The following is an 18,814-nucleotide window of genomic DNA, read 5'->3' on the forward strand; positions in this document are numbered from 1 at the left end:
TGTTTGCCAATACTCTTAAAATTATTCATTTTTCAATGCCATAAGGATCTTTTATGCCATCATGATTGCTCCATACCCTCCCTGTCATGCAATCTACAAGTATCGGATATTCATAGGATTTTGGGCTGCATGTTATAATAAATTCCCATGCCGGTCTGTAAGTTGAAGGCTTATCAGAGAAAACATTGCTATATACCACCCGTGCTGAAACAATAGCATCATCAGTATTATACTCAGTGCATTTACTAATACCATCAAAACTACGAACATAATTTACAGAAAATAATGCTTCATCAAAATTCAGCGGCATATAATTAGGCTTGGAGTTAACAGGTTCAAATGAACTCCACCTCAAGCTAAGCTTTGGAATACCTTCCGGTATGACACTTACATTCAATCCCTCACCATATACAGGTATGTTATTGATTCGATGCTCCCATTTAAACTCATAGATATTCTTTATAGACCTGCCTTCTTCAAATGCAAAAGAAAACGGTACCGGATACTCAAAAAACAGGTCATTGCCTAAAAAATTAAGAGCATATTCCCTTGCATCCTCAATTGCTTTAACAGGTGCTTTTTTCATTTCCTTTGGCTTGGGGTAGTTTTCATTAATTTCCCACTCCCATGAAAGAAAACTATCTTCTACGGTCAAAGTCTCTCTAAACCTGCCATATTTACTCTGATATGGGGGCAAGCGATAATATTCCCCTTTTTCTCCTAATTTAAGAATCTCATATTTCTTTCCATTCCAAATACGATGTAGAAGCTTTTCTATATTTACGGGCGGTGTACTGCCGGCAGTGTATTCCCATACCGAAAATTCAGGCAACTTTGGTTTTTCCTTTGTCCACACAAGTATCGGCAGTAGGCTTTTTGGATTAAGTTTATAAGATTTTAGATCTACCTTTTTAAGAGCAACAGTTTCTTTTGGCAAGCTTATACTATGAGATTTGGGCAATGAAGCATCCTTTAGGATTCTGTTATTTGCTTTATAGGTATACCCAATTATTGCTATAGCCCCCGTAAGTAAGATAACAAATGTAAAAATTAAAATCTTTTTTCTTCTGTTCATAATTCCATTCCTATTTTCCATATGTATTTTTATATTATTGTTTAATATTATTGTTATTACTCACCATTATATTTCTATTGTTAATATTATACATGATACACAAAAATATACACCCTGAAAAAAATATTGATGCAAAAAAGATAATTTTTCTTTTTGGTAAAATATTGCTCTCGTAAATGTTTTTATCTCTTTTTACACAGATATAAACTATTATTGCAATAAATTGCTGGATGTGCAAAAGTAAACGGCATTTTATACTCCTATATTTGCTTTCTGAATGTGTATTGTTCTTTCACATTCTCGTAGCCAATGCACTTGTAAAAAATATGGGCTTCTTTCCTTATGACATTGGATCTGAGGTTTATAGTATTGCATCCGCTGCACTTAGCCCATAGTTCCGATTGTATAATCAGTTCACTGCCTATTCCATTTCCCCTGTAGTCTTTGTCTACAACCAGGCCGCCTATTTCCCCAATAAGGTCGCATTCGAGCAAAGGATAAATATGTACATGACACCAACCAACGACCTTGCCATCAGTGGTTTCTGCAACAAAGACCTTGTGGTTTTCCCTTGAAAGAATATCACGTAAACGCGGCATTACATCCTTTGTGTTTGTGGGATACCCCAGTTGTGCACACAGTTCTGAAACATAAGCAAGATCATTTTCTACTAACTCTCTGATTGAGTACTTTAAGTTTGCCATAATGATCCACCCCATTTCCCCGATATTGATAAATTACTTAGTGTTTTTCACAACATAAATAATTTATTATATAATAATATTTTATCACTTTAGTTATGTAAATTCCATTATATGATCCTTTATTATTGTGATAAGTATCTTATTTAAAGCATTTTTATGCTTAGAGTATATAAGAATACCCTGTAAAGTAAACACATTTTATACTGTGTCTAGTTTGCAGGGTACTGTTTTCGAACAATTATATATTCAAATTGAACTTCAGACAGGTATGGGCTGTGCATGCTGCTGGCTCATGGATATACTTTCCTGATATTCGTTGATGACTTCTACTAACGGTTCCATTTTTTCAAAAAAAACAGCGATTACATCACCTTTCCTGGCTTGCAGCAATGCCAATCTTAAAGCTTCTGCCTCATCAGGAATTATTTTTATGCAATCTTTGGAACTACCTGATGATGCACCGCGATACAAGAGATCTGCAACCTCTAGAGGCTGTCTTTCACGCAAATCCTGATCTTCTTTAATAAAAATATAATCGAAGGCACTTCCTGCAATCTTCCCAACATTAAAAATATCTGTATCGAGCCTGTCGCCAGGAACACCTATAACACCTACCAAACGTGATGGCTTTAAAGCGTGAAGTCCATCAATTGTAACACGGTACCCATCAATATTGTGACCATAATCAAGAACAACCTTGAAATCCCCAAGATCATATATATTGAAGCGTCCCGGATTACTGTTTGCATCACAGCTAAACTCACTCAATGCCTCTTTGATTATATCAAAGGATACTCCAAGGGCAAAGCTTGCACCAATTGCTGCCATGCTGTTATAAATGTTATGCTTCAAACCTCCGTCAAGTGTGGCTGGAATTTGGCTTAGGCTTATGAACTTACATGTAAGACCTTTGCAGACTATATAGATAAAATTGTTTTTCTTGTATACTGCAGAACCTCCGTTTGCAATATGTTCTTGCAGGATAGGGTTCTCATATTCCATTGAAAACAATATCTGCTTACCTTTAGCCCTGTCTTTTGCCTTCATTACCCAGGGATCATCTGCATTGAGCACACATGCCCCATCCTCTTTTACAGCTTCGATAACAAGGGATTTTGCGTGGAGTAATTCCTCCATGGTATTGATCCCATCTACACCCAGGTGGTCTTCCGTGAGGTTGGTAAAAACTGCAACATCAGCTTTATCATAGGCCAGTCCATTCTTTACAATGCCGCCTCTTGCGGTTTCAAGGACTGCTGCCTCTACCCTTCTATTGTGAAGAATTTTTCCGGCACTTTTAGGACCGGTTGTATCTCCCTCTTCAATACAAGTTTCATTAACATAAATACCATGTGTAGTTGTTGTACCGACAGTAAGTCCCTGGTGCCTTAAAATGCTGCTTATCATCCTTGTTGTGGTAGTTTTTCCGTTAGTTCCTGTAATTGATACTATTGGTATTGTGAACGGTGTACCTTCAGGAAACATCATGTCCAAAATTGGAGATGCCACATCCCTTTTTTTCCCTCCTGTAGGGTTTAAGTGCATTCTTATTCCTGGAGCGGCATTTACTTCCACAATAGCTCCAATATCTGTGGTTAAAATTTTTGAAATATCCGGGGTCACTACATCAATTCCGGCAATATCAATACCTATGACTTTTGCAGCTTCTTCAAAAATCTTAATATTTTCGGGATGAATCATATCCGTACAATCATAGGCTTCTCCCCCCGTACTAAGATTCCCGTTATCCCTAAGCCAGACTTTCTGTCCTTTTTCTGGTATGTGAGAAAGCGTTAAATCTTGTTTGTCTAAGACCACCTTCATAATATCATCAACCTTTAGCCTGGTTAGAGGCTTTTCATGATCTTCCCCTCGAAGCTCATTCAGGTTTTCAATATCAATAAGCTCACTGATGCTATGTTGCCCATCACCTATAATATGTGCAGGAATCCTTTCAGCACCAGCAACTACCTTGCCGTTAACTACCAATACCCTGTAGTCCCTGCCCTCAATATATTTTTCTACGATGCATTCTCCATCAAAATTAACTGCCTGCAAGTAAGCTTCCTCAAGTTCAATTTCATTCTTAATATTAACAAATATAAACTTGCCTTTATTACCATTTTGGGGCTTTACTACAACGGGGTACCCTATTGAATTTGCCGCAGCTTTAGCCTCTTCAAGATCTAATACTGATTTTCCTTTTGGTACAGGAATTGCGGCTTCCTCCAGCAGTGTTTTGGTTAAATGTTTATTACATGCTGCATCCACCGATATACTGCTAGTGCCCTCATAAAGTGTTGCCGATAGCCTTTTCTGGTACTTGCCGTATCCTAATCGTACAATATCTCCGTCATTTACAAGACTGACGGGAATCCCCCTCTTATTTGCTTCAGATATAACAGCACCTGTACTAATACCTATATCATATCTTACACATAGTTTTTTAAGCTTTTCAATCTCAGTTTCCATATTGACGGTCTTACCATCGATTAAATTCCTTAATGTATCTATAATAAACAAACCGCAAGCTTTTCCTATGGTTGTGTGAGGACATGTAAAAATAACATGATATATATCATCCTTTACTTGTCTCGCTTTTCCGTGCTTGATGTCATACCCTAGTATTCTTAGAGTTTCAAGACATAAGTGCTCTGTTACATGGGCAAGGTAGGTTCCTTCTTTAAGTCTGTCAACAAAACCGCCGACATAGCCTGTACAACACTTATGCTCCTTTATTCCCGGAAAGAGATCAACTATTTTTTCATTTATATTACCAATATCCTTTGTTGGAATGTCTGCAAGTTCACCAAGCTTTATTTGCAGCCTAACAATCGGTTCTCTTAAGCTATAAATATTAGGAGCATTGAAAACTCGTATATCTTCTATTTCCAAAATTCTCACTCCAATGTTTCAGTTTTGTATATATATATTGTGAAACATTTGTAGTGAAATTATTTTTGTGAATTTTGCATAAATAGAGCTGTGTGTTACAAAATACCCATATTTACGTCTATATGTGTAAATATAACAATAGAATTTATATTATTTTTATTGGTCTTTTAATATATCAAATAATACCATCAAATCAATTTTGTAATAATTCGGTGTTATTTATCCAAATAGCTAGATATGGAAGTTTTGCCTTCTTATCCTTTAACATAATCAGAAAAGGCTTGTTAAACACCCGCATTTAACAATTTTTTGCCAATTAAATCAGTATAAGAATGCTTACTTTCAAAATTAATACAGGGAATTTGGAGTGTGTCTCACTTCCGAGTTTGCACCGTTTTCCGTTTTTTATTATGCCTTCCGCAGCTTCAATCGTCTCAAGCAGTGTTTGTTTGGGATTTAGCATTGCAAGTATTATTTCATCATTATCAGACACAGAATTAAGACCAATTATAAAATCCGAATCGTTGTTATAATCGTATACTATAACTTGTTTGCTAAGATTATCATGCACTTCACATTCAGAATAATTATTGATTCCAAACCCATTAACATTGTATGTTTGGTTGAACAAAACAAAATATTTTTGCCTGAATCCATATCAATCTCCATATGAGGCGTTACAATAGTCCTTATTAACTTATTATCCACGGTATTTTGATTTAATAATTTCTTCTTTAAAAACTCTTTCAGTTTTATTGCTCCTTCTATCTTATTTGGTAAATGTTAACAATTTATTAAAAAGGGAGCTTCGATGGCTTACTTTGTCTGAGTATGCTCATTGAAGCTCCCGCTATCATATTACAATTTTATTTAGCATATGATGGATAATCGCTTGTGGTCTTATTAAAATGTCTTGCAAGTATTATTACATCTGACATGTTTATGGACCCGTCCTTGTTAAGATCACAGGAATCGATGTATTGTGTATCTGTTGAAACTGCATTAAAGCCTTTTGCCAAAGCTATAACATCAGTCATATTTATTGACCCATCCTGGACTCCGTTAACAGAAATATCTCCAGCCCAAATTTCCAATGGAGATGCAATACTACCAACCTTGTCACCGGCACTTACACCTTTTATTTCTCTTGCAAGATAACCATCCTTTGATACTTTTAATGGCACTGCTACAAGGGTTTGCGGAATATTGGCCAATGTAAATGCTCCGGTTTGGTCTGTAAAAGCTGAAACCGGACCAAACTCTACTTTATATCCTGCTTTAACCGCTGAAGGACTTGTTGATGTGTCAAAGTCAGGTCTTATGTATCCTGATATAGTCATGTCTGCTTGACTTGTAGGTGTTGGAGTTGGTGTAGGTGAAGCAACTGAGGGTCCGTACACAAGCATTTCCCAAAGGGAGAATCCCCACTCGGAATTAAACTTCTGGCTGCATTCAAGTTTTATATAACGGGCTTTATATGTCTTATCAAGCTTGATTTCGTCAGCACCGCCCTTACCGTTATACTGCTGGTAAGCGATTGTCCAGCTTGTACCGTCAGTTGAAGTAAGGATTTTATATTGTGTAGCATGTGCATCTTCCCAGTATATTACAGCCCTATTTACATCCTGGATCGATCCTAAGTCCACATTTATGTACTCAGCATTATATTTACCGGAAACTGAGGCCCATCTTGTATCTCCGTTACCGTCAACGGCAAATTTAGCTGCAGTATCGTTTGACTCTATAGAAGAGGCTTCAATAGGCTTATTTAAAGCCAGGTTACCTGCCGGATAAGGCGTAGGTGTCGGAGGAGGCGGAATGCCTTTTTGTATTGAAGCAGGCTTTACAGCAATATTTTTTATACTGTGAGGATTTGTTATACAAACCTCAAGCCCCCATCCCTGCAGTGTTGCAAAAGTGCTGTCGGTTGTCATGTCAAGAAAAGTCTGGGGATTATTGCCAGGTCCCCATTCCCAGGGCATATACCCTACCTCATTTAAATGGCACTGTTCAATAATTGTTTTGTATGGAATAGCTCCCTGTGCGGTATCATCCCATTTGTGTCCGAACTCTCCCACAACAAGAGGAAGGTTCATATCAACAGACTGCTTTATTTCGTCTTTAACCCTTTGGTCTGTGTAGCCCCATGCGTATGGCCACCACATATGTACTGAAAATAAAAGATTGTGGTCCGGATCATTCTCGATAAGATATGGACCGTTTGCCTGAAGTGAATCTATTCCCTGTCCGTAGCTTGGAGCATCAATCATGAGCGGAACATGTATTCCTGCATTTCTCATCCTGCTTACCGCAAGTGAGTAACCTGCCTTGAAATCAGCATCTGAAACAGTTTGTCCGCACTCATTTGCAATGTTTACTATCAAATACTCCTGATGCTTCTTAATTACTTCAACAACATCAGGTCTTACCCAATAGTCAACAACTGTCTGAAGCTTGGACCATTCCCCTGTTGCATCATGGCATTCGATGACAGGAATCATATTATTCAGGCGGCAATTGTAAATTGCTTTATCCAGTTTTTCAGCTGAACCGGTTATACCCCAAACAATTCGAACGCTGTTAGCACCTGTTTTTGCAATTTCCTCATAGGATGGTACACCATCAATATCAGTCCAAATAATCATCTTGTTAACACCGTAAAGAATTGTTTTTTCTCCGTTCTTGTCATACAAAAAACGCCCTTTAACCCTAAAACCGGGGTATTGTTCATCTGCAGCATATGTACTTGGAAAGCTGTTAAAAATAATTGTCATTAAAAATGTAACCATAAGGACAATAGAAATCCTTTTCATAAAACTCCTCCTTTTAAAAAATAAATACATAATAATATATTATAGCAAGTAATTAGAAAAGAAAAGCGGCTAAGATATATGAACCAACATTACTGCTCAGTTCTGCAAAATCATATTAAATTTCAAGGCCACCCTTACAACATCGCTCATGTTTACAGAACCATCATTGTTTATATCACATTTTCTATCATAATTACTTTCTGAAACCGTGGTATTAAAGTGAGATGCTATCAATACAATGTCGGCCATGTTGATGACTTTGTCTCCATTGATATCCTCCGGATTGGTAGAAGTTGGTACAGGTGTGTTTATAGGAGCAGTATTTTTGTATTGTAAATAAAATGCTGCGAGCTCAGTATCCTTAATTTTACGTTCGGTTCTGGAATAATGCTCACTTGCATCCCAAAGAAGAGGACAAAACCCCAGATCATAGGCAGTTTTACAAACCGTTGAGAGATAACGTCTTACACTTTCAGGATCTTTGTTTTGTGTGACAGTACCATATTCTCCAATGATAACAGGTACCCCATTATTTGCAAACTTACTTTTCATTTTTTGAAAATCGGTTTTAACCTGATTGATTTCCGCATCTGTTCCCCATGTGGTTGCACATTTGCCCCATGAAGCGTCCTCAGTAAGAATTGTAAAAGTAGATGGTGTGTAATAGTGTACCGAAATTATCAATTTATTACTGACGGTATCTTTAGGCATTATAAAGCTTGGATCACATGTAAGGTCAATATCGGTTGCATATCCTGCAATCAAAAGGCAGCGTGATGTATTATTCCCTCCTGATGCTCTGACAATGTCAACGAATTTCTGATTAATATTATTAAGTGTATTATATGCCCGGGTTTTTGCATCTCCTGTTGTACCGCTCCATCTGTTCCAAATGCTGTCCCAACATCCTTCCTCATTTAGTGATTCCAGAATCAGATTACTGGGATAATCCTTGAAATAGCTGCTTATTTGAGTCCAAATTGCAGTGTATTTTTTCATGGACTCATCATAATTGGTTGCAAAATTTGCAAACCAACCGTTGTCCCAATGAATATTTACGATAGCGTACATACCGGCATTTGAGCAGTAGTCGACTACCTCTTTAACACGCTTCAAAAGATCCTGATTGATTGTATAATCAGTTCCTATTAGATTTGACCATGCTACCGGGATACGAACAGAATTAAAGCCAGCAGCTTTAACGCCGTCAATTATAGCCTGAGTCGTAATTACTGCACCCCATGCAGTTTCATAGTCTTGTACCCTTTTCCCATTTATCCAATCGCCGCAGGCCTCCAGTGTATTTCCCAAGTTCCATCCAATTCCCATATCACGAACCGTTTCGGAAGCCGTTTTATCTGTCGATGCAAATACAGGTAAAGATTGTGATGCTGTCAAAAGTATTATCAGTGATAATAAAGCCGTTAATTTCCTTAAAATACCCCAATGTCTCATACTTACTTGAAACCTCCTTATATTTGTACTTAATCCCCTTAATTAAAACGTAAATATAAAACTTTTTCATGTGGCTTTATACGTTAGTTTCAGAATTAATATAGGAAAAAGTCTATAACAAAAGATAGCTATTGTGCATTTGTTATAAATTATGAACTTCTATTTTCTGTCATTAGCTTTAAGAAGCCTTCCTTTAGGTACTGCATATGCAATTTGGACAGGAATTGGTACTATGGGCACTGTAATTTTAGGAATAATATTGTTCAAAGAACCTATTGATTTGGTAAGAATAGCATGCATTGGCTTTATAATAGTTGGAATAGTTGGATTGAAGCTTGTTTCTTCCCATTAACTGATGTTTTACTACTCTCATAGGAAATATTAAATACAACGAAAATAAGCTTTTATAGTTGTGTGGAAAATGTGCTTGTTATATAATTAATTATTGATTAATATATTTTGGGAGTACGTGTTACAATTTATGGGTTTTGATAGTGTTTTATATTTATTAACTTCAATAATAGCACTGTCTGTTTTATTGTTTTACTTGGTATATGGAAAGAGCTGTCCCCTCTTAAAGAGCTTTATATTTTTGCTTCTGACGGTATTAATATGGTCGTTCGGTCTTTTTCTTGAAGAAATCATAGCAGATAGAAAAACTGATTGGTATATACTTAAGTTCTATTATTCAGGTATATGTTTTATTGGATATGCCTGGCTTATTTTTGTGCTGTACTACATAAATAACAAATATGTCAGCAAAGCGTCTGTAAAAATATTGCTTTCATTAATACCTCTTACCTCATATTTTATGCTTCTTTCAAATGAGATACATGGCTTATTCTACCGAGTAGATGGAACAAATTACAGATTTTCTGTATTTTTCTGGATAATTTATTTGTATTCACTAATATGTGTAATACTTGGTAACACCCTGCTTATTAAGCATTCGGTGAAATACAAAGGAATAAAAAAGCTTCATTTCATCATCTTGATTCTCTCAGCGTTAATACCTCTTCTTTTTAATATTGTTTTTATGATGTTAAAGTTAAAAACTGAAATAACGCCATTCAGTTTCATAATTGCTCTTGTTATTCTGACCTTTGCTTCTTTAAAATACAGGTTTTTAGATATTGAATCCCTTGCACTGAAAAACTATATATCCCAATTGCCTGATGCATTCCTCCTATTAAATCACAATTTTGAAATTGAAAGTTATAATAATTCCTTTAAAGGTATCATTGATACTGATAAGTTAAATGGACACGAAGATTTTAAAAATATTTTGGACACTATAGACAAAAATTCCTATAGTACTGAAGAGCAAAAAAAGATTCTATCATATTTAAAGAATCGAGAATTTAAAAGGATGACAGGTGAGGTAATTTTTAAAAAAAATGAAGTTACGACTTACGAGATCAATATCATGCCTTTAACGAACAAAAGGGGTAGTTTTATAGGATTAATTATTTCATTTCACAATGTGCAAAAATATAAGGACCTATTAAATGATATTAACGACAGGAATATTGAATTAAACGCTATAAATGACCAATTGACAGAGTACGCCCAAAAGGTTGAAGAGCTTTCAATATTAAAAGAAAGAAATAGGATATCCAGAGATTTACATGACAATATCGGGCATTCGCTTACTACTCTTATTTCATTGACTGAAGCCCTCAAAATATCAAATCAAAAAAACACGGAAAAATCAAAAGAAATAATTGAGAAAATCAATATGTTATCCAGGACATCATTGAAAGAGCTTCGAGATGCCGTATCAGGTATGCTGACCTCAAACACAGAGTTTGAGACTTTTAAGGATGCATTAACCCAAATAACTGATAAATTCAGCTATGCAGGTATCAATGTAGATATTATGTTTGATGAGGATTCCAAAAGTCTGAACAAAAAATATTTTAATGAGTTATATCTAATCTGCAAAGAATCTATAACAAACGCTGTTAAACACGGCAATGCCAAATCAATAAAATTAATTTTTCAAAAGTCTGATGCCTCTCTAAGGCTTTTCATTTTCGATGATGGAAAAGGATGTAAAAGTATAAAAAAGGGCATGGGCCTTAAGGGAATTGAAGAAAGAGTTCAAAGCCTTTCTGGAAGAGTAATATTTGGCTCAGATGGAGAAAAAGGTTTTAACATACATATTGATATACCTTTTGTAGGGGGTAAAAATGATTAAAATAATAATTGCAGACGATATGATAATATTTCGCGATTCACTTAAATATTTGCTGGAAAACCAGGAATGCATTGAAGTCGTGGCATGTGCCGATAATGGTGAAGAGGCTTTTAAGCTATGCAAGAAGCATAAGCCTGACATTGTACTTATGGATATAGTCATGCCGGTGTGTGATGGTATTTTGGGTACAAAGCTAATAAAGGACTCGTTTCCGATGATAAAAGTACTAGTTTTGACAACCCTTGATGATGAAGAAAAAGTTAGAAAAGCCATATCTTGTGGGGCTGACAGCTATGTACTTAAAGATACCACTCCCTTTGAACTGGTAAATATAATAAAAAGCCTTTACAATGGCTATACCATAATTCAAAAAAACGTTTTTGATTCGGTAATCAGAGACAATAGCATATTTGATAAAAATACACCAGAAAATGCAAACCTATGCAGTAAGTTAACTGCCAGAGAGCTGACAGCAATAAAACTTGTTGTTGATGGCAAAAGCTACAAGGAAATTGCAGGTGAACTTTATATAACTGAAGGAAGTGCCCGTAATCTTATAGTGCATATACTCACCAAGCTTAATTTAACCGATAGGATTCAGCTTGCAGTTTTTGCAGTACGTAATAAGTTAGCCTAGCAATTCTGATACTCCAAAATGAATACTGAATGACATTTACCGTTTTATCATTTTAATAAGTATGACAAAATGCTGCATCTATATGACAAACTGTATCTATTACAGTTATTTTTTTTGCTGTATGATAATTTGTAATTATAAAATTTGTAAAGAAATTGGGGGTAATTATTAATGAATTTTAAGTTTAAAAAAGTAATGTCTTTTTTAATTGCAGCTGTGCTACTTCTTTGCCAGTCTGTTTATTTTGATTTGGAAGCTTTTGCAGAGGCTAATGTCTATGAAGTTGAAGGGTCTAACCTTACTCAGAATGGAATAGCAAGAGCAACAGCAAGCATAAGTGACGATGCTTGGGGAACAACTGCAGACAAAGCAATAGATGGTAAATACAGCAATTGGACACAGCAGTGGTGCAGCGGGGGTAATACTACAGAAAAATGGCTGCAAGTAGACCTTGGTAAAAACTACCTCATAAACAGGTATGTACTTCGTCATGCAGAACCCTATGAACCTGGAAGAGGAGTTGTCAAGAACTTCAAAATTCAAAGCAGTTTCGACGGACAATCATGGAAAGATGTAGATGCAGTTTCAAACAACAGCAGCGGAATAACAGATAAGGTAGTATCTTCATTCGCGGCAAGGTATGTAAGGGTTTATATTTTAAATCCTGACGGCGGTAACATATGTGAAAGAATTTATGAATTTGAATTGTACTATAATTCAAAATATGCAAACCAGAATGCTTTGGTGGTTGAAGGGTCAAACCTTACTCAAAATGGAATTGCAAAGGCAACTGCAAGCGTAAGTGATGATATATGGGGCACAACTGCGGATAAAGCAATAGACGGTAAATACAGCGATTGGACCCAGCAGTGGTGCAGCGGAGGAAACACTACTGCAAAATGGTTAAAAGTAGACCTTGGAAAAAATTATCTTATAAACAGGTATGTACTTCGTCATGCAGAGCCTTACGAGCCTGGAAGAGGAGTTACCAAAAACTTTAAAATTCAAAAAAGTCTCGATGGCCAGAACTGGGTTGATGTGGATGTGGTTGTGGACAATACTGACGGAGTTAACGATAAAGTTTTATCCACGTTTGCAGCAAGGTATGTGCGTGTAGACATCCAGATGCCTCCAAGCAGTGCAACCTGTGAAAGAATCTACGAGTTTGAATTATATTATCATTCAAAATATAACATTGACAACGATAATCCAAATTATAAAAAATACATTTATAATTATGGGAATAAAGTAAATGCAAAATATGTAAATCCCGATGTAAATATTGCACAGAAATATACCGGCGTAACATCAAGCAAAAATGTTTCGTCTAATTACGAACTTCCATATATGGCAGTAAACGGAACGGTTTCAGGCATTGGAGACAAATGGTGCTCTGGCTACGGAGGTGGAAAAAATCAATGGCTTATGCTTGATTTGGGAAACTACTATTATATTGATCGTTGGAAAGTTGTAAATGGAAAGCAATTCGATTCTAGGATGTTTACTAAAAACTATAAGCTCCAGTATAAGGATGAGAACGGTAAATGGGTGGATGCTTCAGGCGTTTACAATAATACAAGCGGAAGTACCGACATTACACTAAACGGTCAGATTATTGCAAGGTTTGTAAGACTTTATGTTGTTGAGGGAGATTTTGATGATGCAACTAGAATACATGAGTTCCAATTATACAACTCAAGAGGATATGTTCCGATGCCGGGAGATGTTCTTCTTACTACAGAAGCCGGCGGGCCTGCATATCAGCATGCCGGTATAGTAAAGGATTCAAAAAACACCATAGAAGCAGATGGCAGCGGTATAAACGATTCATGTGACATTGAAAAATGGACAAACCCCAGTAGGACATATGGAGCAAATATACGTGTTATGAGAATCAAGAATTCAAGCTATGATAATGCAGTTGCAGCAAGAGATTATGCAATGAGACAGATTGGTAAGAGTTACCTTATACCCAATCCATTTTCATACAAAGGATATGACAGGGAAGATAAATTTTATTGCACCTCCCTTGCACATTTTTCATGGAGAAGTGTCGGGTATTCACTGGACAGCACTTATGAGTACGGCATTTTAACAGTTGGTGACCTCCACTCCGATCCTGATACCTATGATGTTTATGAAAACGGAAAATTTGACCCATCAGCTATAAATACATTCTCAAAGCTGTGGGATGATACTTGCGAGTATATCATTGAAAAGGGAGAATATGTTGTTGCAATGACCAAAAACGGTATAGAATATATTTATAAAAAAACTTCCGATGGCTTGATGTATGTGGGAAGAAAAGTTAATGGCGTTATCGAATGTATTGGTGATGCCACATATGAAGTAATCAATACCGTAACTACACAAGCTGCCCAAACCTACGTAAATTCAATAAAAAATGTAGTTCCTCCCACTATTATACCTGATGGTGATGACGATGAGTGGGATTTGCTAAAATTTTTTGGTTGGTAAATCTTTCGTGAACATTTCAATATAAAATAATATTAATATGGGAGAATTTTATGAAAAAAAGAATCGCTTCTTTTATCTTGTTTATAACAAGCTTGATTATAACACTGTGCTTTTATTCAGTGGTGGGACACGGTATTGAAAACTATACCACCGGTGGTTTTTATTATACTTCCCACGACTATATCGATGAAATTTATGTTAATGGTGTTAAGCAGCAGAATATTCCACCTTTCACTTTTGACCCATCCAAAGGTACTCATAATTTCATTAATATTAATCTTCGTGAAGGTAAAAATGTGGTTGCCGTCAAGGTATCAAGGAATAATAATGCTTCAAGCCATGGGTTCATAGGCAGGATTCAGACAGGTCTTGGTACTAAGTACACTACCGGAATGAATACAACCAGCATAACCCATCCTAACAACAACTCTACAGGCTCCAACTTTCCAGCTGACCATAGATTCAAGGGGAAATTCGATATCACAGACTATAACTGGTATTACAGCAACTATAACGATTCCGGCTGGAGTACGGCTGACTATTTCCACAATGACTATACCAATATGGATCAATCCATATTTCCACCAACATACGTAGGCAGTACAACTTACGCCAGCCGCCCGTACTGGATATGGCCTAAGGAAACAAGCACCAGCTTTAATGGGATGATCGCGTATTTCAGATATTCTTTCTATACAGCTAATGAGCCAACAGCAACACCGACACCTACACCAACACCGACGCCCAAAAAACCTAGCTTGGTAAAGGGAAGCATATACTACTATGGTATTCCTTCAAAATCTGATGGAACCATTGATGTAACCAAGTCGGAAATGCCTGTCAAGCTGCCGCTTGACAACACAGATATTGATTTATGTCAAAAAGATACCTCTTTATCAGCAGGATATAAATTGATAAAAACCATAAGCACTGATTCAAACGGACAGTTTTCAACTACAGATCTTGCATCTGTCACTGCAAACGGAGGAAGTCTCTTTATAAGGGTAAAGGCAGAAGACGGGTATTCCCGGGTAAAAGAACTGGCCAGTAACGGTTCGGAGTATCCTTTTGTATATGAATCTGCCTCCTATACCCTGTCCTCCGGTGAAATGTCTATGAATAATTTGGAAATTATCGATGTAAAGGTTAGCGGTTCTTTCAATATCATGAAGACTATTAAAAAGGGAGCAGAATTCTGGAAAGAGAATATGACAGGAATAGCTCCCCCGGTAAAAAGAGAAGTATTGATGATACCGGGTACGGAAAATAGTGCTTTTATAAGAGAAAAAAACCAGATTAATTATAATGATAAGCATGCCTACAGTCCTTCATTCATTCTCCATGAATATGGACATGCACTGATGGATCAGTATGGAGCCATGCCGATTAATTCAGGCGGTAATCACAAATTTTATTCCATTAAGACCGACGGCTGGCTTCACACCCCTCAGTTGGCATACAGTGAGGGCTGGGCATGGTTTTTCTCCGCCAGTGTCCTAAGATCCCCTGTTGTCTACTTTGACAAAGCCAGGATGTTTGATATTGAAACTCTTGCAAGTTATGCCGAATCCTCCAATATTGTACGCGATATCAGGAACGAGGTATCCAATGCAGCTGTTTTATGGGATCTGGCAGATACGACAAACGAAAAGTATAACACCAAAAGTTCCGATACAGTATCATCAGGATTTTACAATGTTTCAAAAACAGTATTGGACAACAAGCTCAGTTCCGGTAAAATGGACATGATGAGCTTTTGGGAGAAATGGAAAAACGGCTTTGGCAAAACCATTCAATCTGCATCCTGGAAAATATTCTGTGAATATAATATCAAAAGTTCTGATCTTCCACTAAAACTGGAAGAAGAAAACATAGCATCAATAAGCAGCGGTACTACCCTGGTCTCATACACTGATGGTATTGTGAAACTTTTGACCACAAATATAGACCCAATGATCTATATGAACAACACAGGATACTTTGACCCCAATGAATACCGCTACTTCAGGCTTGAATACAAAATGCCGGTTGGTACACCGCAAACTCCTTTTCAGGTATATGTCATGAACGACAAATATCCGACGGTAACCACAGAAGCACAGAGTGTTACTTCGCAAAATCTGATTGCAGACGGTCAGTGGCATACCTATCTTATGGATATGTACAACAACTCAGATTATAAGATTGCCGGAAGGGTAACAGGCTGGCGTTTAGACTATGCCGCAGCTTCTGGTGTGACAATGGAAATCAAAAATACCGGGCTTGTAACAGAAGAAGAGAAGTTCTTTGAAATAAAGACTCCTTCAAGTGACTTCAGCAATGATATTATCAATCCTGATAAAGCCAGTATTTACCCCGGAGATTTCAATGGAGATAAAATTACAGACTTTATTGCACATTCGGATGGCATTCCAGGATTGTTCAGTTTAAGCAGTTCATACCTGAGGTTCTACATATCCAGAGGAAATGGAGATTTTGATGCTACTAAATTTATAAAACCCTATATAGGACTTGGCACAAGCATTCAGGCGGGAACTTATCTAAGCAGAATCCTTATCAATATTATTCCGGGGGATTTTAACGGTGACGGGATCACAGACCTCGCTTGTCAGTGGAAAGATATGGACCCACCAACTGTTAACGGTGTCGTACGAAATTTCTGGCTTCTTATGGGAAGTGTTGACAGCAACGGCTCTCCCAGTTTTTCTAGTGCCATTCTTCCTGACGGATGGGATCACCAGGATGGAATATCAGGACTCTACACCAATCTGATACCGGGAGACTTTAACGGAGACGGTAAAACCGACCTCATTCGCCAGGAAAAGAACGGCTGGGATGATGATAATATCGGAACCTTCCAGGTGTATTTCAGTAAGGGTGACGGAACGTTTAACATTATAACTCCGCAAAATCCTTCCTATCAAACAGATATGCAGGGAGACTATGTAAATATCATACCAGGGGATTTCAACGGAGATGGAAAAACTGATTTCCTCCGTCAGGAAAAGGGCGGCTGGGATAATGATGATACAGGAACCTTTTTAGTACATTTAAGCAAGGGAAATGGAGACTTTGATGCGTATTACCCCAATACTTATGATTATCAGGTGTCGTTAAAAGGATCTTATTCCAACCTGATACCAGGATATTTTAATTCAGATGAAAAAATGGATTTCATATGCCAGGAAAAATCCGGGTGGGACGATGATGATATAAGTACGTTTAAAATCTATTATTCCACAGGTAACGGTACCTTTGACATACAAAGAATGGATAACTGGGATGTTCAGTACACAATGAAGGGGGATTTTGTAAATCTTATACCAGGGGATTTTGACGGTGATGGAATTACAGACATTATACGCCAGGAAAAAGCAGGCTGGAACGATGACCCTACAGATAACTTTAAATTATATCTTTTGAGACAAGATAAGATTACCGGATTTTCCACAAATTTTGAAAACCCGGACAGACTTTCTTTATTCTATGACACCATTGCTTACAGCAGAAATGTTACAGGTTATACCGCAGGGATTAACCCTGAATGCAGCCCAAGGACCAATGAATCCGCTCACAGTGGAATTACTGCCCTGATGTTCTCAGGAACCGACACTGATTCTTATACAGCATCCTACTGTTACTACCAGCTGTTCGATAATCTTAACCTGCAGGTTACAAGTAAAACAAAGCTGTCATACTGGTTCCTGCCTCAGGATTCCAACGCCAGGTATTCAGCTGTTGATATTGAATTCACCGACGGCTCCACCCTAAGACAGGCAGGTAATGCAGGACTTACCGACCAGAACGGTGTGAAAATGCATCCGGCATATGGTCGTGGAAGTGTAGGACAATGGAATTATATTGAGTCAAATATCGGCAGCAAATGTGCAGGAAAGGTAATCAAGAAAATTATGTACGCATATGATCAGCCAGGCTCTACAGGCCAATACAGGGGTTATGTAGACGACATAAGAATCTGGCAATAGTGCAAAAAATTTAGTTTAAACTCATGTTATTCTTGGTAAATATTATCAGAGGTCAACAATAAAACTTAATGATTTGATTAGAAAAACGTCTAGTCACTGAGTTTGAAGTTACAAAAAGGAGAATGACTTATGAGAGTATACAAGAATTTAGTTAACCTTGGTGTAATAGTTCAAACATTGGGAGTAAAACAAAGTATTCCGGAAAATGACGTTTACACAGCTTTAGAACGCCACTCAAATGGTGATTGGGGTGAAATATCCGATGCTGATAAAAAGGCCAATAACCAGGCATTAGAGTTTATGGAAATGCTTTTATCTTCCTACACATCAAGTAATAATGTGCAATTTTGGATTATAACAGAGATCAGCGGTTATACAACAGTATTGCTGCCAAGTGAGTACAAAAAATAAATTTCAAAATTAGAAGTGTAAATGATTAATGATTATAAAACATATAGTTAAAAGACCCTGGGAATTTATTTTCTCAGGGTCTTTGATTATGGTATGATTTATACATAGGTACGATCAAAAAAACTTCTGCTATAAATTTCGCTCATGTGTTGACTTAACT

11 protein-coding genes and 1 pseudogene are annotated in these 18,814 nt (G+C 37.0%); 6 read left to right on the forward strand and 6 right to left on the reverse strand.

Going from position 1 to position 18,814, the window contains the following annotated elements; all coding sequences use genetic code 11:
* Positions 1-25: 25 nt before the first annotated feature.
* From VIO64_RS11415 to VIO64_RS11440, 6 genes are all read right to left on the reverse strand, one after another.
* Entirely contained in the window at positions 26-1,075 is a 1,050-nt protein-coding gene (locus VIO64_RS11415) for a hypothetical protein (protein WP_331918237.1), read from the reverse strand.
* 260 nt (positions 1,076-1,335) lie between these two features.
* The gene (locus tag VIO64_RS11420; RefSeq protein ID WP_331918239.1) at positions 1,336-1,779 is read right to left on the reverse strand and encodes a GNAT family N-acetyltransferase; all 444 of its coding nucleotides are present in this window, start codon (positions 1,777-1,779) and stop codon (positions 1,336-1,338) included.
* Between the two features lie 258 nt (positions 1,780-2,037).
* Complete coding sequence (gene cphA, locus VIO64_RS11425) at positions 2,038-4,674, reverse strand: cyanophycin synthetase (protein WP_331918241.1); 2,637 nt, start codon at positions 4,672-4,674, stop codon at positions 2,038-2,040.
* 316 nt (positions 4,675-4,990) lie between these two features.
* A complete protein-coding gene (locus tag VIO64_RS11430; protein WP_331918243.1) occupies positions 4,991-5,245 on the reverse strand; it encodes a hypothetical protein in 255 nt (84 codons plus the stop codon).
* A gap of 295 nt (positions 5,246-5,540) precedes the next feature.
* Positions 5,541-7,487, reverse strand: coding sequence for a discoidin domain-containing protein (locus tag VIO64_RS11435; protein WP_331918245.1), 1,947 nt, complete (start codon positions 7,485-7,487; stop codon positions 5,541-5,543).
* 96 nt (positions 7,488-7,583) lie between these two features.
* On the reverse strand, positions 7,584-8,942 hold the full coding sequence (locus VIO64_RS11440; RefSeq protein WP_331918246.1) for a cellulase family glycosylhydrolase: 1,359 nt from the start codon (positions 8,940-8,942) through the stop codon (positions 7,584-7,586).
* A gap of 148 nt (positions 8,943-9,090) precedes the next feature.
* Here VIO64_RS11440 and VIO64_RS11445 point away from each other — a divergent pair.
* From VIO64_RS11445 to VIO64_RS11470, 6 genes and pseudogenes are all read left to right on the forward strand, one after another.
* Positions 9,091-9,294, forward strand: a pseudogene (locus VIO64_RS11445) (DMT family transporter); the annotation flags it as partial.
* Between the two features lie 129 nt (positions 9,295-9,423).
* The gene (locus VIO64_RS11450) at positions 9,424-11,142 is read left to right on the forward strand and encodes a histidine kinase N-terminal 7TM domain-containing protein (protein WP_331918248.1); all 1,719 of its coding nucleotides are present in this window, start codon (positions 9,424-9,426) and stop codon (positions 11,140-11,142) included.
* Positions 11,135-11,779, forward strand: a complete 645-nt coding sequence (locus VIO64_RS11455; protein WP_331918250.1) for a response regulator transcription factor — start codon at positions 11,135-11,137, stop codon at positions 11,777-11,779. The genes VIO64_RS11450 and VIO64_RS11455 overlap by 8 nt, the downstream gene beginning before the upstream one ends.
* A gap of 171 nt (positions 11,780-11,950) precedes the next feature.
* Positions 11,951-14,257, forward strand: coding sequence for a discoidin domain-containing protein (locus tag VIO64_RS11460; protein ID WP_331918252.1), 2,307 nt, complete (start codon positions 11,951-11,953; stop codon positions 14,255-14,257).
* Positions 14,258-14,307: 50 nt separating this feature from the next.
* Complete coding sequence (locus VIO64_RS11465) at positions 14,308-18,243, forward strand: VCBS repeat-containing protein (protein ID WP_331918254.1); 3,936 nt, start codon at positions 14,308-14,310, stop codon at positions 18,241-18,243.
* 129 nt (positions 18,244-18,372) lie between these two features.
* On the forward strand, positions 18,373-18,654 hold the full coding sequence (locus VIO64_RS11470; protein WP_331918256.1) for a hypothetical protein: 282 nt from the start codon (positions 18,373-18,375) through the stop codon (positions 18,652-18,654).
* Positions 18,655-18,814: the final 160 nt, after the last annotated feature.

The sequence above is a fragment of the Pseudobacteroides sp. genome, from assembly GCF_036567765.1.
Taxonomy (GTDB): domain Bacteria; phylum Bacillota; class Clostridia; order Acetivibrionales; family DSM-2933; genus Pseudobacteroides.